This window comes from Polynucleobacter sp. JS-JIR-II-b4 (assembly GCF_018687815.1).
Taxonomy (GTDB): Bacteria; Pseudomonadota; Gammaproteobacteria; order Burkholderiales; family Burkholderiaceae; genus Polynucleobacter.
Map to the genome: position 1 here is coordinate 1,411,601 of NZ_CP061306.1, position 15,311 is coordinate 1,426,911.

Sequence of the window (15,311 nt, forward strand, 5' to 3'; positions counted from 1 at the left end):
TCTCACCGCCATGACTACGTACTCCACACTCAAACCTAAAAAGGTTTTATTTATTGCCACGAGGCAAATTGGAGATGTATTAGTAACAACGCCTCTGATTAGCAAAGCCAGAGAGCTCTGGCCTGATGCGGAGTTTCATTTTTTAGGGTATCGCGGCAAGTTAGAGATGCTCCATGGCAATCCCGATATTGCAGAATTAATTGAAACTTCGGATCGTCCCGGTTTTGGTGAATATCTAGCGCTCTTTAATCGCCTGTTTCAACGCTATGATTTAGCCGTTGTTACACAACCCAGCGATCGCGCCTACCTTTATGGCTTGGTAGCGGCCTTTAGAAGAGTCGGCGTACTGGGCGGTCATCCTCAAGGCAAAGATGCGCAGGATCAACAAAAGCGCAGTAAAAGTGAGAAGCAAAATGCCTGGAAGAAATTCATCTGTATGCACACAGTGGATGTTGACTACTTTCAGCAGCATGTCATTACAGAAAAGCTCCGCCTACTAGAAGCTTTCTTTAAGAACCCTCCTGAACTATTTTCCAAGCCGATCTCAGTTACTCCGCCCGCTGGAGAACCCTTAACGCCGATCATTACAAACGAACTTAAGCAGCCTTATGTCGTTGTGCACCCAGGTCCACTAACAGCATACAAACGTTGGCCGCTAGCGTATTGGCAGGAGCTCATCACCTGGCTCGTAAAGCAAAACCTTCAGGTGGCATTAAGCGCCTCACCTGCCAAGCAAGATGTACAACTTAATCACGACATCATTTCCCTGTTGGATGAAGAAACTAAGAAAAAAGTAATTAATGCTGCTGGTAAATTATCCATTCCTCAAGCGGGCACTTTGATTCGTGGTGCTGCCTTGTATATTGGGGTTGATACTTCCATCACCCACTTAGCAGCAGCATGCAATACCCCAACCATCACTCTCTTTGGCGCCACCCCACCAACGAACTTTGGCCCATGGCCCAATGGTTTTATTGGTGAGCAGCCATATCAATTGCGGGCTCGTACCCAAACCGTTGGTAATGTCACCATACTGCAAGGTCCTGGTGAATGCGTGCCTTGCCGTAAAGCAGGATGCTTAGATAAAGCCGATAGTTACAGCGAGTGCCTGGACTTACTAGAGCCTAAGCAAGTCATTGAAGCGATTCAGAAAGCATTACCGAACTAAAGGAACGGTCAATACTGCAATGCCGAACTTAGTGATACTGAATCTGTACGGGATCTTTTTGCTTAGAAGCCAAGATTTGATTTAAGCCATGCAAGCAGGCATCGTCAGGATAAATTCGTAACTCTTCTGGGAACTGCATCAAGCAAGCGCCACCACTGGTAGTGACAGCAGCCGTCAGCATCAAGCCCTTCATGCCATCATTAGATCCTGGTGCAGCAGGAGCAGACGCCCCTAACTTGGGATCACGCACACGATTAGCCATCAGATAAGGATTAATTTGGCTACGGAGCATCTTGATATCAATCGCATTATCAATACAGACATGCACATTGCGGGCAAAACGCATACGCGCGCCCGTAATATCCATTACCGCTTCAGACACAATACGCATGCCGCCTGAGAACTTATCGGGCGTCACATTGACCTTGGCAACCAAGAGCTCATCTTCTTTTAGCCAGGAACGATTCGGCTCATAGACTTCGCTATACAAGGTGACTTCGAGGGCTGCAGAGCCGTCATCGATAGTTGCAATCATCATGCGCCCACGTTGACCAGTCAGCATCCGTGCTGAAGTAATAATGCCGGCAATGAGCTGATCCTTGCCTTCTGTAACTTTAGATAATGGCTGACGAATAAAGTGTGAAGTCTCATCACGATAGGCATCAAACATATGGCCAGTTAAGCAAAGCCCTAAAGAAGTCTTCTCTTCTTGCAGACGTTTCTTCTCAGACCAGACAGGCTGGCGCACTAGCTCTGGGAGATGGCGGTCCTCTTCACCAGCCGCCTCAAATAAGCTCACCTGATGAATCGATGCCTCCGCTTGCTCAGCAGCCTCAATCGCTCTAGCCAAAGAGGCGAGCAAGGTAGAGCGGATGTCATATAAATTACCGCCAGCTGGAACGGAATCACGATACAAGCTATCAAAAGCGCCTGCACGCATGAGCGCTTCAATCGCGCGGCGATTGACTTGTCTACGATCCACTCGTGCGCAGAAATCAAATAAATCTTTAAATGGCCCGCCACTTTCACGCGCCTTAACGATGGATTCAATTGCCGCCTCACCGGTACCACGCACAGCGCCTAAGCCATAGCGAATGTGACTGATGGATGAATCTGGAGCTGCATCAGGTGCGCGCAATGGCGTGAACTCATAGACGCCGGTATTGATATCTGGTGAGAACACCCGAATGTTATTAACTAAGCAATCGTCATACAGAATTTTCACCTTATCGGTGTCATCCATTGCGAGTGATAAGTTGGCTGCCATAAATTCGGCTGGGTAATACGCTTTGAGCCAAGCAGTTTGATATGCCAAGAGTGCGTATGCAGCAGCATGGGACTTATTAAATCCGTAGCCAGCAAACCGCTCCATCAAGTCATAGATCTCATTTGCCTTTGACTCGGTAATGCCGCCCGCTTTTGCACCATCACTAAAGATCTTGCGATGTTGAGCCATTTCTTCAGGCTTTTTCTTACCCATCGCACGACGTAACATGTCGGCACCACCCAATGAGTAGCCGCCAATCATTTGCGCCATTTGCATTACCTGCTCTTGGTAAACCATGATGCCGTAGGTTTCTTGCAAAACGGGCTCGATACGGGGATCTGGGTACTCCACTTTTTGACGCCCATGCTTACGCTCAATAAAGTCCGGAATCAAATCCATAGGGCCCGGACGATACAAAGCCACTAAAGCAATAATGTCTTCAAAGCGGTCAGGCTTAGCTTCACGGAGCATGCCTTGCATGCCACGGCTTTCTAGCTGGAACACAGCAACGGTGTTAGCGCGCTTCAGAACATCAAAGGCTTTTTCATCATCGAGTGCAATCTCGCCAATATTCCAATCTCTGCGATCAGCGTGTAAGGCTTTAATCCAGCGCTCTGCTGCTGCCAAAATGGTTAGGGTGGTCAAGCCCAAGAAGTCGAACTTCACCAGGCCAATCGCCTCTACGTCATCTTTATCAAACTGACTGATGACGGAGCTACTGTCTTGATCTTTACTTTCTTGGGTGTAGAGCGGACAAAAATCAGTAAGGCGCCCTGGGGCAATTAATACGCCGCCCGCATGCATGCCGACGTTGCGAGTCATGCCCTCTAACTGTTGCGCCAAGGAAAGTAGTTGACGCACTTCATCTTCATTCTTTTCGCGCTCGGCTAATTGCTTCTCTTCTTTCTTCGCCATCTCAATGGTCATGTACTGACCTGGCTTATTCGGAATGAGTTTAGCGATGCCGTCTACGAAGTTATAGCCCTGCTCTAGCACACGCCCCACATCGCGAATGGCCGCCCGGGCAGCCATAGTTCCGAAGGTGGCAATCTGACTCACTGCGTCTTTACCGTACTTATCCTTTACGTACTGAATCACACGGTCGCGACCATGTTGGCAAAAGTCGATATCAAAGTCGGGCATCGATACCCGCTCTGGGTTAAGGAAGCGCTCAAAGAGTAAGTTGTAACGGAGTGGATCCAAATCGGTAATACCGAGTGAGTAGGCCACTAAAGAGCCGGCACCGGATCCGCGGCCTGGGCCTACAGGCACGCCATTATTTTTAGCCCAGTTAATAAAGTCCGCAACGATCAAGAAGTAACCCGGGAATCCCATTTGAGAAATCGTCTTGACTTCAAATACCAAACGCTCGTGATAGCGCTTCATTTCTGTTTCGCGCTCTTCGACATCCGGGAAATTACGCTCCATGTGGCGCTTCAAACCGACCTCGGATTGCTGCAACAAATAGTCTTCCAAAGTAATTCCGGGCGGTATTGGAAAATCTGGCAAGCGTGGTTGACCTAATACCAATGAGAGATTGCAACGCTTGGCAATTTCAACCGAGTTCGCTAGTGCGACTGGCAAATCAGCAAAGCGCTTCTCCATTTCCTCTTGGGTCAGGAAGTACTGCTCATCATTAAACTTTTTGGTTCGGCGTGGATTGCCGAGTAACTCCCCTTCAGCAATACAAACCCGAGCTTCATGCGCCGTAAAGTCGCTCTTTTGCATGAACTGCACTGGGTGGGTTGCAACCACCGGTAGATTTAGTTCACTGGCGAGATGGCAAGCAAGCTGGAGTTGTTTTTCATCTTGAGGATTACCGCTGCGCTGTACTTCGATATAAAAAGATTTCGGAAAGAGTTTTTCGTAGCGTCTGGCAACAATCTTGGCATGGTCTTCTTGCCCACCCAATAGCGCGATACCGACTTCACCCATGCGTGCGCCAGAAAGTGCAATCAAGCCATAAGAGAGTGTGCGCTTAGCTGCTTTATCTTCTGCTTTAGCGGCAGGCTCACTAAACCAAGCGGAATCGACTTCAGCACGACCACGGGATTGATTATCGAGAGATGCTCTACTAAGCAGCTCACATAAATTGAGGTAACCGGAATGGTTTTGCACCAAGAGTAACAAGCGGTGAGGCTGATCTGGATCCTGGGGGTTGCTCACCCAAACATCCGCTCCGGCAATCGGCTTGATCCCGCCAGAACGAGCGGCGGTATAGAACCGCACTAAACCAAATAAATTACTTAAATCCGTAATTGCTAACGCGCCCATCTCATCTTTGACGGCGGCAGCTACCGCATCGTCAATGCGCACGACTCCATCCGTAATCGAAAACTCGGAATGGACGCGAAGATGAACAAAACGGGGTGAAGCCATGAGATGATTTTAGCTGTGTCGACACCCAAAAACCTTCCATCCCCAGCCGGCGGCTATCGCGGGCGATTTGCCCCTTCCCCTACCGGGCCACTGCATGCCGGATCGCTGGTTGCCGCTCTCGGAAGCTGGCTAGATGCCCGTAAAAATGGGGGTAAATGGCTGCTCAGAATCGAAGATTTGGACACCCCGAGATGCATCCCCCAGGCAACCGAGCAAATTCAGGCTCAATTGCTCGCCTGCGGCCTTTCTTGGGATGAGGAGGTCATGCATCAATCCCAGCGCCAAGAGGCTTATCAAAGGGCTTTAGAGCGCTTAAATGGGCTTCAATGCCTGTATTCCTGCACTTGCTCAAGACAAACCATTGCCAATGCCCTAGCCAAGCTCGGAATAGAGATATCCCGCAACCAAGAAATTGTCTATCCCGGCACTTGCCGCCCTGCACACTTAATCAGCAATCCCACAGAATCTTTCGGGGAATTGCAGCGCGCTTGGCGGATTGCCCTTCCCCAAAATTGCCATATGGAATTTAGGGATTTAGCTTTGGGCTCTCAAAGCCAAAACCTCAATACAGAAGTAGGTGATTTTGTCCTACGCAGGAGTGATGGCTTATTTACCTATCAGCTAGCTGTAGTCGTTGATGATGCCGAGCAGAACATTACACACATCGTTCGTGGCAAAGATTTGCTGAGTAATACTGCAAGGCAAATTTATCTACAAGAAATATTGGGATATAAGCGGCCAGAATATCTTCATCTACCACTGGTGCTCGATGAGCATGGTGAAAAACTGAGCAAGCAAACTTTAGCAACACAAATTAATACGCAAGATGAGAAACACTCGCTGAGAGAGTTACGTAAAGCAGCAACACATTTGGGATTGCAGAATTTGCCGGATGGCGAGAATGTCACTATTGCAGAGTGGCTATTGGCAGCCACTCATGCATGGCGAAGTTAATTACTCAGTTAATTACTCAGTTAATTATTTTTTCTTAAAGCCGCCGAGTAAAGCACCAACAGCAGGTTTAGCAGGAGTAATACCCGCTTTCTTCTCTTCTGGCTTAGAGGGATCTACAGTGGAAGCAGCCGGTGCACTTGGCTCGTAAGGCTTATAGAAGAAAGGGTCAGACATTTTGACTGGTGCGCTGTAAGAGCTTCTAGAGCCACTGGAGCCGCCATAGCTACTAGATGAAGGACGACTTTGTGAAGGCGCACCTTCAGGCAAAGGCTGTACGTCCAACTTACGCTTCATTAACTTTTCGATATCGTCAAGCAAACGCTTTTCACTAGCATCCACTAAGGCAATCGCATCACCTTTGCTGCCAGCACGACCTGTTCGACCAATGCGGTGAATAAAGTCTTCTGCGTTGTAAGGCAGCTCGTGATTAATCACGCACGGCATATCGGGAATATCTAAACCACGTGCAGCAACATCGGTTGCTACTAATGCTTCGATTGCGCCAGACTTAAAGGCATCCAAAGTTAAAGTACGCTCGCCCTGACTCTTGTCACCATGAATCGCGCCCGCTTTAATACCGTCACGCTCTAAGGCACGAGATAGCTTTGCGCAACCCAAACGGCTATTAGTAAAGATGATGCATTGGCGTGATAAACCAGCACGGGTACGCGCTTCTAGTACTTTGACAATCGCGCGTTGCTTGTCGGCAGAGGAAACCATGTGCACTACTTGCTTCACCGTATCAGCCGCAGCATTTTGACGTGCCACCTCAACTGTTACTGGAGTACGCAAATAACTTTGTGCCAGTTTCTTAATTTCTGGTGAGAACGTTGCAGAGAACAACAATGTCTGTCTTTGCGCAGGAATCAGATCAATGATGCGCTGTAGGTCAGGCAAGAAACCCATATCGAGCATGCGATCGGCTTCATCCAAAACCAAAATCTCTACTTGAGAGAGATTGGCAACCTTAGAGCCAATGTGATCTAGTAAACGTCCTGGGGTGGCGATCAAGATCTCTACGCCATTACGCAGTATCGCGACTTGCTCTTTCATATCCACGCCACCATAGACAACGGCAGCCCGCAAATCAGTATGTTTGGAGTAGCTTGCCGCATTCTCGGCTACTTGCACTGCCAGCTCACGGGTCGGAGTGAGAACCAATGCACGGATTGGATGACGTGCTGGCGATGCGCTGTTACTCGCGTGACGCAAAATCTTTTGAATGATCGGCAATACAAAGGCGGCCGTCTTACCAGTACCAGTTTGTGCCGCACCCATCAAGTCACTGCCCGCCAATACATGCGGAATAGATTGAGCTTGAATCGGAGTAGGAATGGTGTAACCCTGTTCAAGAACCGCTTTTTGAATTTTCGGATCTAAACCAAAGTCAGCAAAAGTAATTGTTGCTGGAGGAGCAGTATCAGTAGCACCAGGGGTAGCGGTATCGCTCACCCCTGTAGATGAATTTATTTCAGTAGCAATATTTGTCAAGGTAACTTACAGGATGGCCGCAATGCCGGCCTTAGCGGTTTCAGCATCCTCGGTCGATTTAACGCCGGAAACGCCGACTGCGCCGATGGTAAAGCCATTTACATCGATATTGACCCCACCTTCCAACATGCCCGAAATATGTGGAGCAGATAAGAAAGAGGTGCGGCCGTTATTAATAATTTCTTCATAAACGCGACTCTCACGTTTACCCATTGCAGCTGTACGTGCTTTTTCTTGTGCAATGTATGCAGATACCGGAGCACAACCATCACGACGAATCAAGCCCAACATATGACCGCCGTCATCACAAACGGCAATCGTTACTGCCCAATTATTGGCAGCCGCATGCTTATTTGCTGCATCCAAAATCTTTTGAGCATCAGCTTGAGTGAGGTAAGGTTTAGTTGCGGTCATGTTTAATCTTTCTGTCTCGAATATGGTGTATTTGTTTCATGCACTTCTATATAAGTACTTGAATTATAAGGGGTGTAGCCAGATTGAACCTGAGGAATCTAGCTCCGCCCACCCTAATTTGCTCTAAGTTGCCCTAAGTACTTCTTATTTAAGGAACTCTTGGGCTGCAACGACTCCGCTGGCCTTCGGTTTGTAACCCATAGAACCCAGACTCATCTCTACCCCACTGAGGGCGGCCATCAAGCTCAATTCATTGCAATCGCCTAAATGGCCAATGCGGAATGCCTTGCCTTTGATCTTGCCTAAACCTGTTCCCAAGGAGAGGTTGAATTTCTCTAGTGCATGTTTACGCAATACGTCTGCATCCATACCTTCTGGCGTCGCAATACAAGTAAGTACTGGTGAGTAACAGTCTTTATCTTGACACTGAATTTCTAGACCCCATGCATTAACCGCTTCACGACAAGCAGCAGCTAAACGCTGATGACGTGCAAAGATCGTATCCAATCCTTCGGCCATCATCATGTCCATGGCTTCATGTAAACCGTACATCAAATTGGTGCTCGGCGTAGTTGGCCAGTAACCTGTTTTATTGGATTCAAGAATCTCATCCCAAGCCCAATACGCTTTTTGCATTTTGTTATTTTTACTAGCTTCAATTGCGCGTGGTGACAAAGCATTAAAGCCGATACCGGGCGGTAACATCAAGCCTTTTTGTGAGCCAGAGATAGTAACGTCCGCGCCCCACTTGTCATGCTCGTAATCAGCTGAACCCAAGCCAGATACACTGTCTACGAGCAATAAGGCTGGATGCTTTAAGGAATCAATTGCTTTACGAACCGCTGCAATATTGGAAGTAACGCCAGTTGAAGTTTCGTTATGCACTACGCAAACAGCTTTGATCTCATGACCAGTATCTTTACGTAAGCGCTCTTCAATCACAGATGCATCTACACCCCAACGCCAAGAATCTTGTCCGGATTTACCAACTACCTCAACATCCAAACCAAGACGCTTACCAAGTGCACGCCACAAGTTGGCGAATTGGCCAGTTTCATAGAACAACACTTTGTCACCAGGATTGAGAACGTTGACTAATGCACCTTCCCAAGCGCCAGTTCCGGATGCGGAATAAATAATGACGGGTTGATCAGTTTTGAAAATCTTTTTGATGCCATCTAATACCTTCAAACCGAATGCACCGAACTCTGGACCACGGTGATCGATAGTTTGATAGCTAATGGCGCGGAGTACGCGTGGAGGCACAGGACTTGGGCCAGGGATATGTAAAAAATGGCGTCCTGATGCGTGGTTATCAAGTTTCAACATGCTTTGTCTCACTTTTAAAGTGTTTATAGGTAGTTATTTCTGCTGCTAGTGTATGACAATTTTTGGGAAATTTCCATTTTGTATACAAATTATTTGAAATAATCCTCAGAATAAAGCCTAAATTAAGCATTTAAAGGCTGTATTTATGCTTTAAGATGGTTTATTCTTATTTTGTATACAAATTAAGAAGCTGAGAGCTTAACTAAAGGTTGATCCATGACGGTAGTAGAACAGCCAAATTCACAAAATTTGCATGAAGCGACTTTCGAGAAGCTGAGATCCCTCTTGGTCGAGGGCAAGATTGCCCCTGGCAGCAAATTGAATGAACGTGAATTGGCTGAGAGTCTCAACGTCTCCCGCACCCCCATTCGGGAGGCGATTCGCCGTTTGGCGGCTGAAGGCTTAGTAGAACTCATTGCCAATCGTGGCGCCATCGCCGTGCAACTCAGCCTTGCAGATGTATTAAATACCTTCGATGTCATTGCAGACCTCGAGGGGTTCTCCGGAGAATTGGCAGCCAACAATATTAGCGATGCCACTCTCTCTGAATTAGAAGCTCTCCAATATGAAATGATGGCCTCTTATGCACGCCGTGATTTATCCAGTTACTACAAACTCAATTTACGCATTCATCATCTGATTAATCAGGCAGCAAACAATCCTGTTTTATCAAAACTCTTTACCCAAGTGAATGCGCGCATTGAAGCACTACGCTTTCGCTCCAATCAAGATGGCGTCAAGTGGGAAAAGGCTGTGGAAGAACATCAAGAAATGCTCGATGCCCTTAAGGCGCGAGATAGTGTCCGCATGAGAAAAATTATGATCCAACACGTCAGAAATAAACGCGATGTCGTTGCTCAATTACTCCAATCAGAAGCCCTGTTAGAAGCTACCAAATCATGAACAAACCCTTAGATCTTAAAGAACTCATGTTTGATCAAGCGGCTTTAGCGGCACGTCTTCGCAAAGAGACTTCAGGTGAAGTAATGACCGATAGTGCCAGTCGTGGCCGCTATGCAACCGATGCCTCCATCTATCAAGCCATGCCTGTTGCAGTCTTTGTGCCGAAAACTGCTCAAGATATTGCAAATGCGATTCAGATAGCAGCAGAGATGGGTGTGCCAGTGCTACCCCGTGGCGGTGGCACAAGTCAGTGCGGTCAAACTACTGGCGCAGCACTAGTGATTGATAACACCAAATACTTCAGAAATGTTTTAGATCTCAATCTGGATAAGGGTTATGTTGAAGTTGAGCCAGGCATTGTGCTGGACCATCTCAATGGCTCGCTCAAGCAACATGGTCTTTGGTATCCAGTAGATGTTTCTACTGCTGGACAAGCCACGATTGGTGGTATGGCTGGTAATAACTCTTGCGGTAGCCGCTCAATTGCTTACGGCAATATGGTGCATAACGTTTTGGGAATTGATGCCTGGTTAGCAGATGGCAGAATTGCCAACTTCAGCGATTACGCAAGTAGCACCGGGGCCGCTAAGCAGTTGGGTGACTTTGTTAAAAATCTAGCCACCACCCTCCAACCAGAAATCGAGGCACGCTTTCCGAAGGTATTGCGACGTGTAGCTGGCTATAACCTCGATATCTTTCATCCACAGAGTGAGTTGCCTTACACAAAAGATGGCAGCGTCAATCTAGCCCACCTTCTAGTTGGTAGCGAAGGCACTCTTGGGTACTTTAAGTCACTCAAACTCAAGCTTGCGCCTTTGCCACAACATAAGGTGCTGGGTATTGTGAACTTCGCCAGCTTTTATAAAGCGATGGATAGCGCCCAACATATTGTGAAGCTCGGCCCTACTGCAGTTGAACTAGTCGATCGCACCATGATTGATTTAGCACGCAGCAACCCTAGCTTTAAGAAAACGATCGAGACCGCCTTAATTGATCACACAGCACAAACTCCAGAAGCCATCTTGTTGGTTGAGTTTTCTGGTGAGTCTCATGCACCATTGCTTGAGAAGCTCAAAGCACTACAAGAACTCATGAGTGACCTGGGCTTGCCTGGATCTGTTGTGCCGATGCCCGATGCTTCCCCACAAAAGAACTTATGGGAAGTGCGCAAAGCAGGCCTGAACATCATGATGAGCCTTAAGGGCGACGGTAAGCCGGTGAGCTTTATTGAAGACTGTGCTGTTCCGCTAGAAAGTTTGGCCGAATATACCCAAGCCTTAACAGATGTGTTTTCTAAATATGGCTCACGTGGCACTTGGTATGCTCATGCCTCTGTGGGCACATTGCATGTCCGGCCTATTTTGGATATGCGCAGAGATGGCGCTCAGAAGATGCGTGCGGTTGCTGAAGAAGCTTCTGCCTTGGTACGTAAGTACAAAGGGGCCTATAGCGGTGAGCATGGCGATGGCCTCTGTCGTGGCGAATGGATCTCTTGGCAGTTTGGCCCCAAGATCACTGAAGCCCTCGCAGAAATCAAATACGCTTTTGACCCTAAGGGATTATTTAATCCAGGCAAAATCATCAATCCACCCAAGATGGATGATGCGAGCAACTTTAGATTTCCACCAAGCTATAAAGTTATTCCATTGCAACCTGCATTAGATTGGTCTGCCTGGAACGTTCAGAACGATCCCATCACAGAAGCAACAACCGCACCTGGCACTGGCGGTGATCCCGCCATGGGCTTAGCTAAAGCAGTGGAGATGTGCAATAACAATGGCCACTGCCGCAAGTTTGATGCTGAAGTGATGTGCCCAAGCTACCGCGTAACGCGTGATGAGAAACACCTCACTCGCGGCAGAGCAAACACCTTGCGTCTAGCGCTTTCGAATCAACTCGATATCAAAGATGAAACGTCGCCACTCGGTAGCGATGCCATTAAAGAAGTGATGGAGTTGTGTGTGAGCTGTAAAGCTTGCCGTCGTGAGTGCCCTACTGGCGTGGATATGGCCAAGATGAAGATTGAGTTCTTATCTGCCTATAAGAAACGTGTTGGTCATTCATTACGAGATCTAGCAGTTGCCTATTTACCTAAATACGCAAATACAATTAGTGCCATTCCATTCTTGCCAGCATTACTCAACTTACGCAATCACATTAAACCTATTGCAACACTTCAAGAGTGGGTCATGGGGATTTCTGCACAAAGAAGCTTGCCGATTTGGAAGGGTAAAACTTTCTGGAATCAGAAAGCGGCAAACACTTATCAATACAGCCCAGAACAATTGGCTAGCAATACTGATGGTAAAGGTGTAGTTTTATTGGCAGACACCTTTAATGCCTACTTTGAAGATGAGAATCTCCAGGCAGCATTAAAAGTACTGAATGCTGCTGGCTATCGCGTGCATATTCCGCACAAGAGTCAAGCAAACAAAATAAAGCAAGCCAATGCTAATGAAAATAGTTGCTCTAAAGAATTTTGCTGTGGCAGAACCTATTTAGCTGCTGGTATGGTTGATAAAGCCAAGGAAACTCTTGGTGAATTGGTTGATCACCTCGCGCCCTACGCAGATAAGAACATTCCAATTATTGGTTTAGAGCCTTCTTGTCTCTTTACCTTAAAGGATGAGTCCTTAGTAATGGGTTTTGGCGATCGTGCTGTCAGTGTTTCTAAACAAGCGCAATTGCTCGAAGAGTTTTTGGCTAGCGAAGTACGAGCAGGCAAGCTCAAATTGAATCTCAAAGCAGCTGATAAGTCAGTATTGTTTCATGGTCACTGTCATCAGAAAGCATTTGCTGCAGTGACCCCTGCAATGGAATTACTCAAACTTATTCCGAATGCAGAGCCTAAGCTGATTGAGTCTTCTTGCTGCGGTATGGCCGGAAGCTTTGGCTATGAAGCCGAACATATTGAAGTATCCAAGCAAATGGCAGAAGCTAGTCTTTTGCCTAGCATTCGGAAATCACCAGATAGCTGGGTGGTTGCTGATGGCACCAGCTGCCGTCACCAAATTGCCGATGGCACCCAAAGAGAAGCTGTGCATATCGCCAAAATATTGGCGGCGCATCTATAAGAGCAAAAGAGGATGGGGCGGCGTATTTTTATTTAACGAATTACGCCGTAACCCACCATCAGCAAAGTTCCTGTCAGTAAGGCAGGAACCAATCGCTTGGTAGGTTTAGAGATCATCACGCCGATAGCTAAGGCACAAATCAGCGCTCGTATCCACAAGGGTACGGTTGCCATCAGGCCGAGTGGCATCACAATCAAGCGAATAGTTAAAGCGGCAACCATCGCATAAGTGACAGCAGCCAACCAGCGGAAGATCTCGCTATCTTGATTGATGCTTTGCGATAGCAGGACACCAATTGCGCGACAGAAGTAAGTACCCAGACAGGCGCCCACTAAAGCAATCCACAAACCCCAACCCGAGAGCGCGTTAGTCATGGTGTTGATCGTATCCATCATCCAACTACCCCAGTTTTCTTGCGCAAGAACTTGCGATCAATAAAGTAAGCCATGGTTCCGGAAACCAATCCCGCGGTTAATAGGCTGGTATCGCGATCTACTATAAAGAAGATGGGGCCAAAGATACATCCCAAGCAAATCGCAATACGATTAATCCAAGGCTTTACCTCGGTAAAGGTCAACAAGAAAAACAAGGGGTTAATAAAGACTAAACCTAGGGTCACAGCGGGTGGCACCATACCCGCCAAGTAAAAACCCAGAATGGTTCCCGGAATAGAGATCAACCAACACAACAATCCTAAGCCAACAAAATAACTCAGGCGATGCTTCACCTCAATCGCATGAAACTCGCGCATGGAGATAGCCCATGCCGTCATCGCTAATAGATGAACCGAAGCATAGAGACTACGATTGCGATCCTTTTGATGAAACTGCGGAAAGAGTGTCACCGTCATCGTAATGAAGCGCGTAGATGTGAGCGTGACTGCTAAAGCAATAGCCACAACTGATGAGCCGGTAATGGCCATCTCAAGCAAGACAACCTGCCCTGGTAATGCGAACATAAAGAAGGAAGTAAAGGTCGTAAACCAAACATCAAAGCCGTTGGTTTTACCCATTGCTCCGAAGCCCACCATGCCAGCAAAGAGCACCATCGCAGGAGCACCCGCTGCATCCCGAATACCAGACCAAAATGCATCGCTGGGACTTTTAAAGCGTTCTGCAGCCGACTCTTCTAGCGCGATTTCGCTAGGATCAATATAGGGCTGGTCTGCGGATGACATGACTTAATTGTAATCTTTGCAGGACTTCTAAGCCTTTAGGGCCCATTCAATATGCTCAGCTACTAGAGGATCAGCTTGGGCAAGCACCTCACTTAAAGCTGTGCGTATAGCTGACTTATCGCTATCTGCTACAGCAGCGCTTGCTAGCGCATTGCCTATTGCTACGGCTAAATTGCGACGCCAGCGGCTATAACCAATTCTACGAATAGCACTACCTTCATGGCGTTGGTCAAACTCAGCCTCAGTCCAGGACCACAGGTGTAAAAGTGATGCCTGCCCCAAGCCATGACGTCTTGCAAAATCTGGTAACTCTGTGCGTTTGGCAAATTTATTCCAAGGACAAATCAGTTGGCAATCATCGCAACCGTAGATACGATTACCCATGGCGCTTCTAAATTCAACTGGTATAGCTTCAGGATTTTCGATGGTGAGATAAGAGATACATCTACGTGCGTCTAATTGATATGGCGCAGTAATAGCTTGAGTAGGACAAATATCGATACAAGAGGTGCAGGTACCGCAATGCTCTTCAATCTCTTGATCCAATGGAAGTGGTACATCCACCAAGATCTCACCCAAGAAAAACGTTGAGCCAGACTCTCGATTCAGTAATAGTGTGTGTTTGCCACGCCAACCTAAACCCGCCTTACGTGCCAACTCAACCTCCATTAGCGGAGCCGAGTCCGTGAACACGCGATAACCCAATTTACCAATGCGCTCTTCAATGCGTTGGGCAAATTCTTGCAAGCGATTACGGAGTACCTTGTGATAATCGCGCCCTCTGGCGTATATCGAGACCACTGCTTGGGTTGGATCCTCTAGCCTTTGCCACTCAGTATCGAAATCAGTTTCGGGTGGGAGGTAGTTCATGGATACACAAATGACGCGCACTGTACCGGGTACCAAGAGCTCAGGATTGGAGCGTAATTCGGCATGACGTTGCATGTATTCCATATGGCCATGACGTCCCTCAGCCAGCCATTCCTGCAAACGTTCTGTTGCAGGCCCTAAATGGGTGTCGGTAATGCGTAAGCCACCAAATCCCAAGGATGCAGCCTGCTCCCCAAGCCAATCACGTAGATTGGACTCATCTAAAGGTTGAGGACTAGTAGATAAAGGCATATGGAATACAGAATGTAGCGCAATAATTGAATA

At 47.5% G+C, this 15,311-nt stretch carries 11 protein-coding genes; 4 read left to right on the plus strand and 7 right to left on the minus strand.

Annotated elements, in window-relative coordinates; all coding sequences use genetic code 11:
* The first annotated feature begins 10 nt into the window (after positions 1–10).
* Complete coding sequence (locus tag ICV90_RS07095) at positions 11–1,168, plus strand: glycosyltransferase family 9 protein (protein WP_215357622.1); 1,158 nt, start codon at positions 11–13, stop codon at positions 1,166–1,168.
* Positions 1,169–1,196: 28 nt separating this feature from the next.
* Here the strand turns inward: ICV90_RS07095 and dnaE are convergent, their stop codons facing one another.
* Positions 1,197–4,814 (minus strand): DNA polymerase III subunit alpha, encoded by a 3,618-nt coding sequence (dnaE, locus tag ICV90_RS07100; RefSeq protein WP_215357631.1) that lies wholly within the window; start codon positions 4,812–4,814, stop codon positions 1,197–1,199.
* Positions 4,815–4,817: 3 nt separating this feature from the next.
* Here dnaE and gluQRS point away from each other — a divergent pair, with 3 nt between their 5' ends.
* Positions 4,818–5,768, plus strand: coding sequence for a tRNA glutamyl-Q(34) synthetase GluQRS (gluQRS, locus tag ICV90_RS07105; protein ID WP_215357634.1), 951 nt, complete (start codon positions 4,818–4,820; stop codon positions 5,766–5,768).
* A gap of 24 nt (positions 5,769–5,792) precedes the next feature.
* On the opposite strand, the gene ICV90_RS07110 is transcribed toward gluQRS, so the two are convergent.
* The 3 genes from ICV90_RS07110 to ICV90_RS07120 form a co-directional block, all read right to left on the minus strand.
* A complete protein-coding gene (locus ICV90_RS07110) occupies positions 5,793–7,259 on the minus strand; it encodes a DEAD/DEAH box helicase (RefSeq protein WP_215357636.1) in 1,467 nt (488 codons plus the stop codon).
* A 6-nt stretch (positions 7,260–7,265) separates the two neighbouring features.
* Positions 7,266–7,673, minus strand: a complete 408-nt coding sequence (locus tag ICV90_RS07115) for a heme-binding protein (RefSeq protein WP_072583972.1) — start codon at positions 7,671–7,673, stop codon at positions 7,266–7,268.
* 144 nt (positions 7,674–7,817) lie between these two features.
* Positions 7,818–9,002, minus strand: coding sequence for an alanine--glyoxylate aminotransferase family protein (locus ICV90_RS07120; protein ID WP_215357644.1), 1,185 nt, complete (start codon positions 9,000–9,002; stop codon positions 7,818–7,820).
* A 216-nt stretch (positions 9,003–9,218) separates the two neighbouring features.
* On the opposite strand from ICV90_RS07120, the gene ICV90_RS07125 reads away from it, so the two are divergent.
* Together ICV90_RS07125 and ICV90_RS07130 are read left to right on the plus strand one after the other, a co-directional pair.
* Positions 9,219–9,905 (plus strand): GntR family transcriptional regulator, encoded by a 687-nt coding sequence (locus ICV90_RS07125; RefSeq protein WP_215357646.1) that lies wholly within the window; start codon positions 9,219–9,221, stop codon positions 9,903–9,905.
* Positions 9,902–12,979, plus strand: a complete 3,078-nt coding sequence (locus ICV90_RS07130) for an FAD-binding and (Fe-S)-binding domain-containing protein (RefSeq protein WP_215357657.1) — start codon at positions 9,902–9,904, stop codon at positions 12,977–12,979. Before ICV90_RS07125 ends, ICV90_RS07130 begins: the two co-directional genes overlap by 4 nt.
* Positions 12,980–13,011: 32 nt before the next feature.
* Here ICV90_RS07130 and ICV90_RS07135 read toward each other — a convergent pair whose 3' ends face one another.
* Genes ICV90_RS07135 through queG form a run of 3 tightly spaced genes read right to left on the minus strand, consistent with a single transcriptional unit; the run spans position 13,012 to position 15,278 of the window.
* Entirely contained in the window at positions 13,012–13,374 is a 363-nt protein-coding gene (locus tag ICV90_RS07135; protein ID WP_251367703.1) for an AzlD domain-containing protein, read from the minus strand.
* On the minus strand, positions 13,371–14,156 hold the full coding sequence (locus ICV90_RS07140) for an AzlC family ABC transporter permease (protein WP_215357660.1): 786 nt from the start codon (positions 14,154–14,156) through the stop codon (positions 13,371–13,373). Before ICV90_RS07140 ends, ICV90_RS07135 begins: the two co-directional genes overlap by 4 nt.
* 27 nt (positions 14,157–14,183) lie before the next feature.
* Positions 14,184–15,278, minus strand: coding sequence for a tRNA epoxyqueuosine(34) reductase QueG (gene queG / locus ICV90_RS07145; protein ID WP_215357662.1), 1,095 nt, complete (start codon positions 15,276–15,278; stop codon positions 14,184–14,186).
* Positions 15,279–15,311: the final 33 nt, after the last annotated feature.

Coding starts and splice junctions, on each gene's coding strand:
- gluQRS (WP_215357634.1), top strand. CDS start 4,818: ATGATTTTAGCTGTGTCGACACCCAAAAACCTTCCATCCCCAGCCGGC.
- ICV90_RS07125 (WP_215357646.1), top strand. CDS start 9,219: ATGACGGTAGTAGAACAGCCAAATTCACAAAATTTGCATGAAGCGACT.
- dnaE (WP_215357631.1), bottom strand. CDS start 4,814: ATGGCTTCACCCCGTTTTGTTCATCTTCGCGTCCATTCCGAGTTTTCG.
- ICV90_RS07115 (WP_072583972.1), bottom strand. CDS start 7,673: ATGACCGCAACTAAACCTTACCTCACTCAAGCTGATGCTCAAAAGATT.
- ICV90_RS07095 (WP_215357622.1), top strand. CDS start 11: ATGACTACGTACTCCACACTCAAACCTAAAAAGGTTTTATTTATTGCC.
- ICV90_RS07120 (WP_215357644.1), bottom strand. CDS start 9,002: ATGTTGAAACTTGATAACCACGCATCAGGACGCCATTTTTTACATATC.
- ICV90_RS07135 (WP_251367703.1), bottom strand. CDS start 13,374: ATGATGGATACGATCAACACCATGACTAACGCGCTCTCGGGTTGGGGT.
- ICV90_RS07130 (WP_215357657.1), top strand. CDS start 9,902: ATGAACAAACCCTTAGATCTTAAAGAACTCATGTTTGATCAAGCGGCT.
- queG (WP_215357662.1), bottom strand. CDS start 15,278: ATGCCTTTATCTACTAGTCCTCAACCTTTAGATGAGTCCAATCTACGT.
- ICV90_RS07140 (WP_215357660.1), bottom strand. CDS start 14,156: ATGTCATCCGCAGACCAGCCCTATATTGATCCTAGCGAAATCGCGCTA.